This window comes from Streptomyces yerevanensis, assembly GCF_000716805.1.
Classification (GTDB): domain Bacteria; phylum Actinomycetota; class Actinomycetes; order Streptomycetales; family Streptomycetaceae; genus Streptomyces; species Streptomyces flaveus.
On record NZ_JNWJ01000023.1, the window covers coordinates 79,458 to 92,762 of the forward strand.

The 13,305-nt window shown below is 68.9% G+C and carries 11 protein-coding genes; 8 read left to right on the top strand and 3 right to left on the bottom strand.

The window, feature by feature from the left end:
* Positions 1-6: 6 nt before the first annotated feature.
* A complete protein-coding gene (locus OP79_RS24155; RefSeq protein ID WP_033322787.1) occupies positions 7-1,164 on the bottom strand; it encodes an acyl-CoA dehydrogenase family protein in 1,158 nt (385 codons plus the stop codon).
* A 191-nt stretch (positions 1,165-1,355) separates the two neighbouring features.
* Positions 1,356-1,958: an SACE_7040 family transcriptional regulator gene (locus OP79_RS24160; protein ID WP_033322789.1), complete on the bottom strand. Its 603-nt coding sequence runs from the start codon at positions 1,956-1,958 to the stop codon at positions 1,356-1,358.
* An 85-nt stretch (positions 1,959-2,043) separates the two neighbouring features.
* Here OP79_RS24160 and OP79_RS24165 point away from each other — a divergent pair, with 85 nt between their 5' ends.
* The 6 genes from OP79_RS24165 (at position 2,044) to OP79_RS24190 (ending at position 9,631) form a co-directional block, all read left to right on the top strand.
* Positions 2,044-3,660 (top strand): carboxyl transferase domain-containing protein, encoded by a 1,617-nt coding sequence (locus OP79_RS24165; RefSeq protein WP_033322791.1) that lies wholly within the window; start codon positions 2,044-2,046, stop codon positions 3,658-3,660.
* 19 nt (positions 3,661-3,679) lie between these two features.
* Positions 3,680-5,815 carry an acetyl/propionyl/methylcrotonyl-CoA carboxylase subunit alpha gene (locus OP79_RS24170; protein WP_033322793.1) on the top strand — a complete coding sequence of 712 codons (2,136 nt, stop codon included), beginning with the start codon at positions 3,680-3,682 and terminating at the stop codon, positions 5,813-5,815.
* Positions 5,812-6,756: a hydroxymethylglutaryl-CoA lyase gene (locus OP79_RS24175; protein WP_033322795.1), complete on the top strand. Its 945-nt coding sequence runs from the start codon at positions 5,812-5,814 to the stop codon at positions 6,754-6,756. The genes OP79_RS24170 and OP79_RS24175 overlap by 4 nt, the downstream gene beginning before the upstream one ends.
* A gap of 12 nt (positions 6,757-6,768) precedes the next feature.
* Positions 6,769-7,929, top strand: a complete 1,161-nt coding sequence (locus tag OP79_RS24180; RefSeq protein WP_033322842.1) for an acyl-CoA dehydrogenase family protein — start codon at positions 6,769-6,771, stop codon at positions 7,927-7,929.
* A gap of 312 nt (positions 7,930-8,241) precedes the next feature.
* Positions 8,242-8,820, top strand: coding sequence for a maltokinase N-terminal cap-like domain-containing protein (locus tag OP79_RS24185; RefSeq protein ID WP_033322796.1), 579 nt, complete (start codon positions 8,242-8,244; stop codon positions 8,818-8,820).
* A 130-nt stretch (positions 8,821-8,950) separates the two neighbouring features.
* Positions 8,951-9,631 (top strand): adenylate kinase, encoded by a 681-nt coding sequence (locus tag OP79_RS24190; protein WP_033322797.1) that lies wholly within the window; start codon positions 8,951-8,953, stop codon positions 9,629-9,631.
* Positions 9,632-9,780: 149 nt separating this feature from the next.
* On the opposite strand, the gene OP79_RS24195 is transcribed toward OP79_RS24190, so the two are convergent.
* A complete protein-coding gene (locus tag OP79_RS24195; RefSeq protein WP_033322798.1) occupies positions 9,781-10,734 on the bottom strand; it encodes a ribosome-inactivating family protein in 954 nt (317 codons plus the stop codon).
* A 609-nt stretch (positions 10,735-11,343) separates the two neighbouring features.
* Here OP79_RS24195 and OP79_RS24200 point away from each other — a divergent pair.
* Both OP79_RS24200 and OP79_RS24205 read left to right on the top strand, forming a co-directional pair.
* Positions 11,344-12,390 carry an ABC transporter substrate-binding protein gene (locus tag OP79_RS24200; protein ID WP_033322799.1) on the top strand — a complete coding sequence of 349 codons (1,047 nt, stop codon included), beginning with the start codon at positions 11,344-11,346 and terminating at the stop codon, positions 12,388-12,390.
* Positions 12,391-12,446: 56 nt separating this feature from the next.
* Positions 12,447-13,304 (top strand): siderophore-interacting protein, encoded by an 858-nt coding sequence (locus OP79_RS24205; protein WP_033322800.1) that lies wholly within the window; start codon positions 12,447-12,449, stop codon positions 13,302-13,304.
* Position 13,305 lies beyond the last annotated feature (1 nt).

Genomic DNA, 13,305 nt, shown 5'->3' on the forward strand with positions numbered 1-13,305 from the left:
GGCGGCTTACAGACCCATGTCCTTCGCGATGATCATCTTCATGACCTCGCTGGTGCCGCCGTAGATCCGGTTGACGCGGTTGTCGGCGTAGAGGCGGGCTATCGGGTACTCGTTCATGAAGCCGTAGCCGCCGTGCAGCTGGAGGCAGCGGTCGATGACGCGGTGTGCGACCTCGGTGCAGAACAGCTTGGCGCTCGCGGCCTCGGCCGGGGACAGCTCACCCGCGTCCAGGGCTTCCAGGGAGCGGTCGGCGACGGCCTGCGCGGCGTCGACCTCGGCCTGGCAGGCGGCCAGCTCGAACTTGGTGTTCTGGAAGGAGGCGACCGTCTTGCCGAAGACCGTACGGTCCTGGACGTACTCCTTGGCGAACCGGACCGCCGCCTCGGCCTGCGCGTACGCGCCGTAGGCGATGCCCCAGCGCTCCGAGGCGAGGTTGGTGCCGAGGTAGGCGAAGCCCTTGTTCTCCTCGCCGAGCAGGTCCTCGACCGGCACCTTCACATCGACGAACGCCAGCTCGGCGGTGTCGGAGGTCTTCAGGCCGAGCTTGTCGAGCTTGCGGCCGACGGAGTAGCCCTCGGACTTGGTGTCGACGGCGAACAGGGAGATGCCGAAGCGGCGGTCGTCCTCGCGCGGGGCGGAGGTGCGGGCGCAGACGATGACGCGGTCGGCGTGGACGCCGCCGGTGATGAAGGTCTTGGCGCCGTTGAGCACGTAGTGCGTGCCGTCGTCGGAGAGCTTCGCGGTGGTCTTCATGCCCGCGAGGTCGGAGCCGGTGCCCGGCTCGGTCATCGCGAGGGCCCACATCTCCTCACCGGAGACGAACTTCGGCAGGAACCGCTTCTTCTGCTCGTCGGTGGCGAGCATCTTGATGTACGGCAGACCGAGCAGCACATGCACGCCGGAGCCGCCGAAGGAGACACCCGCGCGGGCGGTCTCCTCGTACATGACGGCCTCGAACTTGTACGAGTCGATGCCCGCGCCGCCGAACTCCTCGGGGACGCGGATCCCGAAGACGCCCAGCTCGGCGAGCTTGTAGTAGAAGTCGCGCGGTGCCTGGCCCGCGGCGAACCACTCGTCGTACACGGGGACGACCTCGGCCTCGATGAAGGCTCGCAGGGTCTCCCGGAACGCCTCGTGATCCTCGTTGAAGACGGTACGGCGCATCGTGTACGGCTCCTTGGCTCGCGTTGCTCGGTCCCAAGCGCCGCATGTCTTGTCTAAGCGCTTGCTCAGCCCACGTTACCCGCCGGTCACTACAGTCGTCCAGAGACGTAGGTCACGCTGGGAGCAGGTCACACGGGCACCGCGTCAGGCCCGGACCGGTCACCGCAAGACCGGGTCACCGCAGGACCGACTCACCCCGGCGCCGAGACGGCCGCCGCTTCAAAAGCCCCCCGCGCCATCCGGTGCAGCAAGGCCGCCGTCGCCGCCCGGCCGGGCAGCGAGCCGGGACGCCCCATGTGCGGCGTCGAGTTCAGCAGCCCGAAGACCGCGTGGACGGCGGCCCGGGCGGCCGGTTCGGCGAGGTCGGGGTAGACCTCGCGCACGACCTCCACCCACAGCTCGACGTACTGGCGCTGGAGTTGCCGTACGAGCTTGCGGTCGCTGTCCCGGAGGCGGTCCAGCTCGCGGTCGTGCAGGGTGATGAGGGGACGGTCGTCGAGCGCGAAGTCGATGTGCCCTTCGACGAGCGAGTCGAGGACCGCCTCGGGGTTCCCGGCGGCCTCGGCGGCCCGCCCCTTGCCACCGGTCAGCAGCTGCCCGCTGATCCCCACGAGCAGCTCGGCGAGCATCGCGTCCTTGCCCGCGAAGTGCCGGTACAGGCCGGGTCCGCTGATGCCGACCGCCGCCCCTATCTCGTCGACCCCGACACCGTGGAAGCCGCGCTCGGCGAAGAGCCGGGCGGCTTCCTTGAGGATCTGTTCGCGGCGGGTGAGGGCTTCGGTTCTGGTGGCCATGGAGGTAATTCTAGACAGGGAGGTTAGCGGTCGTTAACCTGGAGGACATGGTTAACGCTCATTAACAAAGCGAGGGGACTCCACGATGCAGGAGGCACCGGTGCTGACCAGCACGGCCGACCCCGCGTCGGCTGCCTGGCAGGCCAACGAGGCGGCACACCACGCGCTGTTGGACGAGCTGCGGCGGAAGCTGGCCACAGCCAGGCTCGGCGGCGGCGAGCGGGCGCGCGCCCGGCACACCGCGCGCGGAAAGCTGCTGCCGCGCGACCGCGTGGACGCCCTCCTCGACCCGGGCTCGCCCTTCCTGGAGCTGGCCCCGCTCGCCGCCGACGGGATGTACGAAGAGCAGGCGCCGGCCGCGGGCGTCATCGCCGGGATCGGGCGGGTGAGCGGCCGCGAGTGCGTGATCGTCGCCAATGACGCGACCGTCAAGGGCGGCACGTACTACCCGATGACGGTGAAGAAGCATCTGCGCGCCCAGGAGGTGGCGCTGGAAAACCGCCTCCCCTGTGTGTACTTGGTGGACTCCGGAGGTGCCTTCCTGCCCATGCAGGACGAGGTCTTCCCCGATCGCGAGCACTTCGGGCGCATCTTCTACAACCAGGCACGGATGTCGGGGGCCGGGATCCCGCAGATCGCGGCGGTGCTCGGCTCGTGCACGGCGGGTGGAGCGTACGTCCCCGCCATGAGCGACGAGGCCGTGATCGTGCGCAATCAGGGCACGATCTTCCTCGGAGGGCCGCCCCTGGTGAAGGCCGCGACGGGAGAGGTCGTCACCGCCGAGGAGCTGGGCGGCGGCGAGGTCCACGCGCGTGTGTCGGGTGTCACCGACCATCTCGCGGAGGACGACGCGCACGCGCTGCGGATCGTGCGCACCATCGTTTCCACCCTCCCCGCGCGCGGGGCACTGCCCTGGACGGTCGCACCGGCCGTGGAGCCGAAGGTGGACCCTGCGGGGCTGTACGGCGTGGTGCCGGTGGATTCCCGTACCCCCTATGACGTACGCGAGGTCATCGCGCGCGTGGTCGACGGCTCGCGCTTCGCGGAGTTCAAGTCGGAGTTCGGGCAGACCCTGGTGACGGGGTTCGCGCGGGTGCACGGGCATCCGGTCGGGATCGTCGCCAACAACGGCATCCTGTTCTCCGAATCGGCCCAGAAGGGCGCCCACTTCATCGAGCTGTGCGACCAGCGCGGGATCCCCCTGGTGTTCCTGCAGAATGTCTCAGGCTTCATGGTGGGCCGTGACTACGAGGCGGGCGGCATCGCCAAGCACGGCGCCAAGATGGTCACGGCGGTGGCCAGTACGCGCGTACCGAAGCTGACGGTGGTGATCGGCGGCTCGTACGGCGCGGGCAACTACTCGATGTGCGGCCGGGCGTACTCCCCGCGCTTCCTGTGGATGTGGCCGAACGCCAAGATCTCCGTGATGGGCGGCGAACAGGCCGCGTCGGTCCTCGCGACCGTCAAGCGCGACCAGTTGGAGGCCCGCGGCGAGTCCTGGCCCGCCGAAGAGGAAGAGGCCTTCAAGGAGCCGATCCGCGCACAGTACGAGCGCCAGGGGAACGCCTACTACGCGACGGCCCGGCTCTGGGACGACGGGGTCATCGACCCGATGGAGACCCGGCAGATGCTGGGTCTCGCCCTGACCGCCTGCGCCAACGCGCCCCTGGGTGAGCCCCAGTTCGGCGTCTTCCGGATGTGAGGGTGAGGGACTCTTGACGATGTTCGAGACAGTGCTTGTGGCCAACCGGGGCGAGATCGCGGTCCGGGTCATCCGTACGCTCCGGGCGCTGGGTGTGCGCTCGGTGGCCGTCTTCAGCGATGCGGACGCCGACGCGCGACACGTCCGGGAGGCGGACACGGCTGTACGGATCGGTCCGGCGCCGGCGGGTGAGAGCTATCTGTCGGCGGAGCGGCTGCTGGATGCGGCGGCACGGACGGGCGCGCAGGCGGTGCATCCGGGCTATGGCTTCCTCGCCGAGAACGCCTCCTTCGCGCGCGCCTGCGCCGACGCCGGGCTCGTCTTCATCGGGCCGCCCGCCTCGGCCATCGAGCTCATGGGCGACAAGATCCGCGCCAAGGAGACGGTGCGGGCGGCCGGGGTTCCGGTCGTGCCGGGTGCCGCCGATCCCGAACTGGAGGACGCGGCCCGCGAGTTGGGCGCGCCCGTGCTGCTCAAGCCCTCGGCGGGCGGTGGCGGCAAGGGGATGCGGCTGGTGCGCGACCTGTCGGTGCTCAGCGAGGAGATCGCGGCGGCCCGGCGTGAGGCCCGTGCCTCCTTCGGCGACGACACGCTCCTCGTGGAGCGGTGGATCGACCGGCCCCGGCACATCGAGATCCAGGTCCTGGCGGACGGCCACGGCAATGTGGTGCACCTGGGCGAGCGTGAGTGCTCCCTCCAGCGCCGGCACCAGAAGATCATCGAGGAGGCGCCGAGCGTCCTGCTCGACGAGAAGACGCGGGCGGCCATGGGGGCGGCGGCGGTCGAGGCGGCGCGCTCCTGCGGGTACGTGGGCGCGGGCACGGTCGAGTTCATCGTGCCGGGCGACGACCCGTCGGCGTACTGCTTCATGGAGATGAACACCCGGCTCCAGGTCGAGCATCCGGTGACGGAGATGATTACCGGGGTCGATCTCGTCGAGTGGCAGCTTCGGGTTGCGGCGGGTGAGCGGTTGGGGTTCGGGCAGGAGGACATCACATTCACCGGCCACGCGGTCGAGGCGCGGATCTGCGCGGAGGATCCGGCGCGGGGATTCCTTCCCTCCGGGGGGACGGTGCTGGCTCTGCGCGAGCCTCAGGGCGACGGTGTCCGCACCGACTCGGGGCTCAGTGAAGGCACCGAGGTCGGCAGCCTGTACGACCCGATGCTGTCCAAGGTCATCGCGTACGGGCCTGACCGGGCGACGGCTCTACGGAAGCTCCGCGCCGCCCTCGCCGAGACGGTGACGCTGGGGGTGCCGACCAACGCGGGGTTCCTGCGGAGGCTGTTGGCTCACCCTGCCGTTGTGGCCGGGGAGTTGGACACGGGGTTGGTGGAGCGGGAGGTTGACGGGCTGGTCTCGGCTGAGGTGCCGAGTGAGGTGTACGTGGCGGCGGGGTTGCTGCGACAAGCGGAACTTTTCCCCAGGCCCGTCCCTTCCCGGCTGTATCAATTTGCGGCTCCGCCGCGTGGGGGGCTGCGCCCCCAGACCCCCGATCGGCCTGAACGGCCTCGTCCTCAAGCGCCGGACGGGCTGGAGGGGTGGACCGATCCTTTCTCGGTACCCAGTGGGTGGCGTCTCGGCGGAACCCCCGCCTGGACCGTGCACCACCTCCGCGTACCCGGCCACGACCCCGTCGAGGTACGCGTACGCGGCACCCTCCGCGACGCGGAAGTCTCGTGGGGGTCTGGGGGCTTGCCCCCAGCTTCGGGAAGGGGCGGGCTTGGGGAAGAAAACCCTCCCGCCGGCACCCGCACCGTCACCCTCCACCTGAACGGCGTCACCCACACCTTCGCCGCCCTGCCGGCAGGCACCTGGCTCGGCCGCGACGGCGACGCCTGGAACGTCCAGGATCACGACCCCGTCGCCGCCTCCCTCACCGGCGCCGCCCTCACCGGCGTCGACTCCCTCACCGCCCCCATGCCCGGCACAGTCACCGTCGTGAAGGTCGCCGTCGGCGACGAAGTGACCGCCGGACAGAGCCTGCTGGTCGTCGAGGCGATGAAGATGGAGCACGTCATCTCCGCCCCGCACGCCGGCACCGTCGCCGAGCTGGACGTCACTCCGGGCTCGACCGTCGCCATGGACCAGGTGCTGGCCGTCATCGCGCCCCAGGAGCAAGAGCTGGGGCAGGAGCAGGAGGAGGCCACGTCATGACCACTCCCGAACTGGGACTCCCCATGGCCGTCCCCGCCCAGGGCCTCCCGGCCGCCGTCCGGATCTACGAGGTCGGCGCCCGCGACGGCCTGCAGAACGAGAAGGGCACGGTCCCGACGGAGGTCAAGGCGGAGTTCATCCACCGCCTCGCCGACGCGGGCCTGACGACCATCGAGGCCACCAGCTTCGTACACCCGAAGTGGGTGCCCCAACTGGCGGACGCGGAGCAACTGTTCCCCCGCGTCAGCGAACTCCCGGTCGCGCTCCCGGTCCTCGTGCCGAACGAACGCGGCCTGGACCGCGCCCTGGCGCTCGGCGCCCGGCAGGTCGCCGTCTTCGCCAGTGCCACCGAGTCCTTCGCGAAGGCCAACCTCAACCGCACCCTCGACGAGTCGCTGGCCATGTTCGAGCCGGTGGTGAACCGGGCGAAGACGGAAGGTCGCCACGTCCGCGGCTACATCTCCATGAGCTTCGGGGACCCGTGGGAGGGCGCGGTCCCGATCCCCCAGGTCGTCCGGGTCTGCAGGGCCCTGCTCGACATGGGCTGCGACGAACTGAGCCTCGGCGACACGATCGGCGTCGCGACCCCGGGGCACGTACAGGCACTGCTCAGCGCGCTCAACGACGCAGACGTCCCCACTCACACCCTCGGCGTGCACTTCCACGACACCTACGGCCAGGCCCTCGCCAACACCCTCGCGGCACTTCAGCACGGCGTCACGACCGTCGACGCGTCCGCCGGAGGCCTCGGCGGCTGCCCGTACGCCAAGTCCGCCACCGGCAACCTCGCCACCGAAGACCTCGTGTGGATGCTGCGTGGCCTCGGCATCGACACCGGAGTCGACCTCGACCGCCTCATCACCACCAGCGTGTGGATGGCCGAGCAACTGGGCCGACCCAGCCCTTCCCGCACCGTCCGCGCCCTCTCCCACAAGGAGTGATCCCCCATGTCCCTGGACCATCGGCTCTCCCCCGAACTCGAAGAACTCCGGCGTACGGTCGAGGAGTTCGCACATGATGTCGTCGCCCCGAAGATCGGCGACTTCTACGAGCGGCATGAGTTCCCGTACGAGATCGTGCGGGAGATGGGCCGGATGGGCCTGTTCGGGCTGCCGTTCCCGGAGGAGTACGGCGGTATGGGCGGCGACTATCTGGCGCTGGGCATCGCGCTGGAGGAGCTGGCCCGCGTCGACTCCTCCGTGGCCATCACCCTCGAAGCGGGCGTCTCCCTCGGCGCCATGCCGATCCACCTCTTCGGCACCGAGGCCCAGAAGCGGGAATGGCTCCCCCGCCTCTGCACGGGCGAGATCCTCGGCGCCTTCGGCCTGACCGAACCGGACGGCGGCTCGGACGCCGGCGCGACCCGTACGACGGCCCGTCTCGACGAGGCGACGAACGAATGGGTGATCAACGGCACCAAGTGCTTCATCACCAACTCCGGTACGGACATCACGGCTCTGGTCACGGTCACGGCGGTCACCGGCCGCACGGCCGAGGGCAAGCCGCGTATCTCGGCGATCATCGTCCCGTCCGGGACGCCGGGCTTCACGGTGGCACCCCCGTACTCGAAGGTCGGCTGGAACGCCTCGGACACCCGCGAGCTGTCCTTCGACGACGTCCGCGTACCCGCCGCGAACCTGCTCGGCGAGGAGGGCCGCGGTTACGCCCAGTTCCTCCGCATCCTCGACGAGGGCCGTATCGCCATAGCGGCCCTGGCGACGGGTCTTGCGCAGGGCTGCGTCGACGAATCCCTGAAGTACGCCAAGGAGCGCCACGCCTTCGGCCGGCCGATCGGCGCGAACCAGGCGATCCAGTTCAAAATCGCCGACATGGAGATGAAGGCCCACACGTCCCGCCTCACCTGGCGCGACGCGGCCTCCCGCCTGGTGACCGGCGACCCCTTCAAGAAGGAGGCGGCCCTGGCCAAGCTCTACTCCTCCACGATCGCCGTGGACAACGCCCGCGACGCCACCCAGATCCACGGCGGCTACGGCTTCATGAACGAATACCCCGTGGCCCGCATGTGGCGCGACTCCAAGATCCTGGAGATCGGCGAGGGCACGAGCGAGGTCCAACGCATGCTGATCGCACGGGAGTTGGGCCTGACGAGCTGACATCTCCCTCGCTCAGAGGAGCAGCTCCGCCCACACTGCCTTGCCAATCCCATGCCGCCGCGGACAGCACCCCCACTTCTCAGCAAGGGCAACGACGAGAGCGAGGCCACGCCCGCACTCCTCATCAGCCTGCGCCTCCCTGGGCGCAGGCTGATCGTTGTTGGCGTCGGCGACCTCCACCCGCAACCGACCCTCATAACGTGGGGAGATCCACGAGGTCACTCGCCGCCGCTCGGGAAGCACGGCCGTTTCCTATAGTTCCATCACGTCCCGTTGGAGGACGGGCCCAGACCTACGCGTGAGGGAGCTCGCATGGCCTCCATCCACCGCACCACCATGACGCCCACCAAGCTGGAACTGCTCACCGACTGGCTACCGAAGCAGAGCTGGTACGTGGGCGACGCAGTAACGCCGGAACTGGTCAAGGCCGGTGGGTTCCGCTTGGACGATCCGGAGGGCGCGGTCGGGATCGAGTTCATGGTCGTGGTGGACGCCACCGCGCAGGAGCCGGTGGCGTATCTGGTGCCGATGGGCTACCGCGGTGCGGCGCTGGAGAACGTTCCCGGCGATGCGCTGATCGGCACCTCCGAGCATGGGGTGCTCGGCACCCGGTGGATCTACGACGGCGTCCACGACCCGGTGGTGATGGCGCAGTTGCGCGCCCTCCTGCGTGGCGAGGCGACGCCGCAGCACCAGAGCAAGAGCGACACCCCTGACCCGACCGTCACCGTGCACGGAACTGGCCTTGACGACGGGCTTGATGTCCAGGTCAACCGCGTCCTACGGTCGGCGGAGGCCGCGCAGAGGTCGTCCGGACGCCTCGTCGCCGGGTGGACCTGGCCAGACGGAACGGCTGCACGGGGCGTACTCGCGGCCGTCGCGCCGCGGTAAGAGGCCGCGCCGACCTTAGGGTGCCTACCGTCTGCGGAATACACAAAGGGCGTCTACGCAGTCACTACGCCCAACTACTTCGAATCCTGGGATTGACCCTGGCCACGCACGACGAAGGGACACCTCATCGATGCGCATCCTCCTGATCGGGCCGCCCGGAGCCGGCAAGGGCACGCAGGCGGTGCGCATTGCCGCGCATCTGTCGATCCAGCACATCTCTTCCGGTGACCTGTTCCGCGAGCACATCGACCAGGGCACCGAGCTCGGGCAGAGCGCCCACACGCACATGCGCGCCGGCCTTCTGATACCGGACGAGGTCACGATCGAGGTGATCAAAGAGCGCCTTGCCCGCCCGGACACCGAGCGCGGATTCCTGCTGGACGGCTTCCCCCGCAATCTTGCCCAGGCGGAGGCGCTGGACGGCATCCTGGCCGACTCGGAGTCGAGGCTGGATGCCGTGCTCGACCTGGAGATTCCCGAGGCCGAGGTGGTCAGGCGGATCGCTGGACGACGGCTGTGCCGTCGGGACCGCGAACACATCTTCCACGTCGACTACAGCCCGCCTGACGTGGCAGGAACCTGCGACGTCTGCGGCGGTGAGCTGTACCAGCGCGATGACGACCGCGAGGCAACTGTTCGTACGCGACTGCAGGTCTACCGCAGCCAGACGGCGCCGGTCGTCGACCACTACCAGGCCCCGGGTCTGGTCACCACGATCTCGGCCCTCGGCCAGGTCCAGGAGGTCCTGGACCGCGCGCTGGTCGCGATCGGCCAGGGCCAGGACGATGCCGCCGGCGCGTCGGGCTGTTGACCCCTCCGCTGCGAAAGTGCGGGGCTGCCGTTCCCTCGTGCTTCCCTCGTGCTTCTCTCGTGTCTCCCGCATGGATGAGTGGGGTCTGGTCCGTCCAGTTGCAAGGCGAATGAGTTCCGCAGTTGGACGGGCCAGACCCCGCGAGGGCACTACAGCGACGTGAAGAAGATCGCCACCGCCAGCAGGGCGGCAACCTGATTCGATTCGAAGACTTGCAACTCGTTCAGGAAGTTCTCGTGCCGACGCATGAGCTCTTGAGTGAGCGGATCGTTCGGATCGTTGACGTGCCGATTGGCTATTTCGGACACGGGTTGCCAGGCGTTTTCCAGCTCTACGAGGTGTTGGTCCGGCTGCCTCGCGCCATTGATGTAGGTGTCGCGGTACAGCGTCTCGATCGGACGGAACCGGGCGCCCTCGGCGATCACCTGGATGAGCACGATCAGGGCCCGGGCCTGCTGGGCCTCGGTGGACTGCGCCCTGTCCAGGTCGCGGATCGACTGCCGGACCCCGTCGGGGGAGAGGCCGATCTCCAGACGGGACTGGCCCGCCCGGCGCTCCAGATCGACGTAGTTCCCGCTGAAGCGGGCTCGCACGGCCTCGGCCGGCGGGCGCTGATCGTCTATGGGGTCGTTGAGGGTCGGAATGTCGTTCTCGAGGGACGTGAAGCGGTTGGTGCTCCTGCTGAGCCAGCCGACCACGAACAGGTCGCTGTTGCGTACGAGCAGCATGATCTCGTTCGCGGCGGCGCCCTCGTTCCCCGCACCCAGCTGGACGATGGTGAAGTCGTTCCGGGCGGCGGGATCTGTCCGCAGCGTGTCACCCTGCAGGAACCGACCGCCTGTCACGCGCTGCCGGAGCCGGTTGAGAAAGTCCGAGTAGCTGGACTGGCCGGTCTGTCCTGCGCTGATGCCATAGGCGATCGGCTGGGTGTTGATGGCCGCACTGGCTTTCGGCTGCAGTTGAGGAGCCATGAGAAAGGCACCGCCGAGAATCACGGCTACGGCGAGGAGTACCGGCAGGAACTTCTTGTTCAGCCACCGGGAGCCTTTCCTGCGCCCGCGGCCTTTCGTCCTCGGTACGACAGGCTCGGAGAACGATTGCATCTGAGTGTTGCCCTTTCTTGCGTCGGCTTATCTCCTGACCGGCGGAATCGCGGAAACACAGACCGCATCGGCGCGACAAAAGACTGGGCGGGCAGGCTGCTGAAACGACGCCGCTTGCGGCCTTGGTCGGCCTGGAAGGCCCGCTTCCGCAACATGGTTCACAAAGGCATCACGGGTCACTAGAGGCAAATGTCCCTACCGGTTGGTACAGGTGACCGGTTGGCCAGGTGACAGTCGCCGGTCGCACCCGGTCAGTCAGCGCCGGTTTCGTGGCCTCGATGTGGTCGGTCGGCAGGCCGTGTTGGGTCGGGGCGGTCACGGCAGTGGAATGCTCCGGCGACTGCTGGGTATGCGGGATCCGGCGGCTCGTCAGCCGACCACCGAGGCGTCAGATCGGCCTTGACATTCGCATCACAACCGGCTGCACTGCGCCCCATTGGAGGGGCATCCACCTCGCCTGCCTTCGATCCACAGGCGGCTCACAGCAACGGGCATACGTCACTCCGGGCGTCTCAGCACCCGGAACCACCCTCTGGATATGCGGTTAGGTTAGGCTAACCTGACTTGATACTTTGTCCGCAATCCAGCCCCGTTCGAAGGCAGCCACCCATGTCCAACGCCCGTTCCGCCCACCTCACCCGCCGCGGCATACTCGCCGCGGGCAGCGCCCTCGGCCTCGGCGCCGTCCTCGCGGCCTGCGGCGACGACGAAGCGCAAAGCGGTGGCTCGGCCGACTCCACGGAGGCCGCCAAGTCCGGCCCCTGGAGCTTCAAGGACGACCGCGGCGAGACCGCCAAGACCGACAAGGTCCCGGCGAACATCGTCGCGTTCACCGGCGTCGCCGCCGCGCTCCACGACTACGGCATCGCGGTCAAGGGCGTCTTCGGCCCCACCGAGACCAAGGACGGCAAGGCCGACGTCCAGGCCGGCGACCTCGACATCAGCAAAGTGACCATTCTCGGCAACGAGTTCGGCCAGTTCAACGTCGAGAAGTACGCGACCCTGGCGCCCGACGTTCTGATCACCACGATGTTCGACGACGCGGGCACGCTCTGGTACGTCCCCGAGGAGTCCAAGGACAAGATCGTCGCCCTCGCCCCGACCGTCGGCATCTCCGTCTACGACCGCCAGCTGACCGAGCCGCTGCAGCGCATGATGGAGCTCGCCGAGTCGCTGGGCGCCGACGTGAAGGCCGAGAAGGTCACCGCCGCCAAGAAGCGCTTCGAGGACGCCTCTGCCAAGGTGCGGGCCGCCGTCAAGGCCAACCCGGGCATCAGGGTGCTGGCCGGCTCCGCGAGCCAGGACATCTTCTACGTCTCCACCTCGAACCTCTCCATCGACCTGGAGTACTTCAAAGCGCTCGGCGTGAACTTCGTCGAGCCCCCCGCCGACGTACTGAAGGCCAGCGGCGGCTGGTTCGAGAACCTGAGCTGGGAGAACGTCGACAAGTACCCCGCGGATCTCATCCTGATGGACAACCGCACCTCGGCCATCCAGCCCGCCGACATCACCGAGGGCACATGGAAGCAGTTGCCCGCGGTCAAGGCCGGTCAGGTCATCGCGCGTGACCCGGAGCCGATCCTGTCCTACGACAAGTGCGCGCCCATCCTCGAGAACCTCGCCACGGCCATCGAGAAGGCCAAGAAGGTCGCCTGACCCGCCGGCGTTGCCGGACACAAAGCCCGCCCCCTGACGAGAACTCAGGAGCACGCATGACGACGGCCGTAGCCGCCCCGTACCGTATCTTCTCCCTCCAGGTCGTACGGACGAGGCGGCTCAGCCCGTCTCTCGTCCGCGTCACCTTCGCGGGCGGCGACCTGAGCTCCTTCGCCTCCGACGGCCTGGACCAGAGCCTCTCGCTCTTCCTGCCGCGCCCGGGGCAGGAGAAGCCCGTCCTGCCCTTGGAGTACGGCGAGGGCTGGCGGGAGGCATACCTCGGCATCCCCGAAGACGTACGGGCGGTGATGCGCTCGTACACGCTGCGGGCGCTGCGCCGCGACGCGCAGGGGCCGACCGCCGAGATCGACATCGACTTCGTGCTGCACGGCACGGAGCCCGGGGCCGCCACCCCGGCAGGCCCGGCCTCGCGCTGGGCCGCCGACGCCAAGGCCGGTGACCATGTCGCCCTGATCGGCCCGGCGGTCGCCGACAACGGGGCGATACGTTTCCGTCCGCCCGCCGACACCGATCTGGTCCTCATGTGGGCGGACGAGACGGCCCTGCCCGCCGCCGCGGCCATCCTGGAGTCGCTGCCGGCCGGGACCAGGGCCCGCGTCTGGCTGGAGGTCCCGCACGCGGGCGACCGTCTGGAGTTGAGCACCGACGCGGACGCCGAGATCACCTGGCTCGTACGCGACGAGGGGTCCCCCATGGCTCTCGACGCGATCCGCTCCGCCCAACTCCCGCCCGCACAAAGCCCGTACGCCTGGATCTCGGGCGAGGCCGGCTGTGTGAAGGAGCTGCGCCGCCATCTCGTGCGCGAGCGGGAGATCGACCGTCGGCGGGTCAGGTTCGTCGGCTACTGGCGGCTCGGGCTGACCGAGGACCAGCGGCTCGAGCAAGGAGAGTGAT

Bases quoted from the DNA above. Each gene is read 5' to 3' on its own strand.
- OP79_RS24185 (WP_033322796.1), top strand. From the start codon at position 8,242: ATGGCCTCCATCCACCGCACCACCATGACGCCCACCAAGCTGGAACTG.
- OP79_RS24190 (WP_033322797.1), top strand. From the start codon at position 8,951: ATGCGCATCCTCCTGATCGGGCCGCCCGGAGCCGGCAAGGGCACGCAG.
- OP79_RS24195 (WP_033322798.1), bottom strand. From the start codon at position 10,734: ATGCAATCGTTCTCCGAGCCTGTCGTACCGAGGACGAAAGGCCGCGGG.
- OP79_RS24160 (WP_033322789.1), bottom strand. From the start codon at position 1,958: ATGGCCACCAGAACCGAAGCCCTCACCCGCCGCGAACAGATCCTCAAG.
- OP79_RS24170 (WP_033322793.1), top strand. From the start codon at position 3,680: ATGTTCGAGACAGTGCTTGTGGCCAACCGGGGCGAGATCGCGGTCCGG.
- OP79_RS24175 (WP_033322795.1), top strand. From the start codon at position 5,812: ATGACCACTCCCGAACTGGGACTCCCCATGGCCGTCCCCGCCCAGGGC.
- OP79_RS24200 (WP_033322799.1), top strand. From the start codon at position 11,344: ATGTCCAACGCCCGTTCCGCCCACCTCACCCGCCGCGGCATACTCGCC.
- OP79_RS24155 (WP_033322787.1), bottom strand. From the start codon at position 1,164: ATGCGCCGTACCGTCTTCAACGAGGATCACGAGGCGTTCCGGGAGACC.
- OP79_RS24165 (WP_033322791.1), top strand. From the start codon at position 2,044: ATGCAGGAGGCACCGGTGCTGACCAGCACGGCCGACCCCGCGTCGGCT.
- OP79_RS24205 (WP_033322800.1), top strand. From the start codon at position 12,447: ATGACGACGGCCGTAGCCGCCCCGTACCGTATCTTCTCCCTCCAGGTC.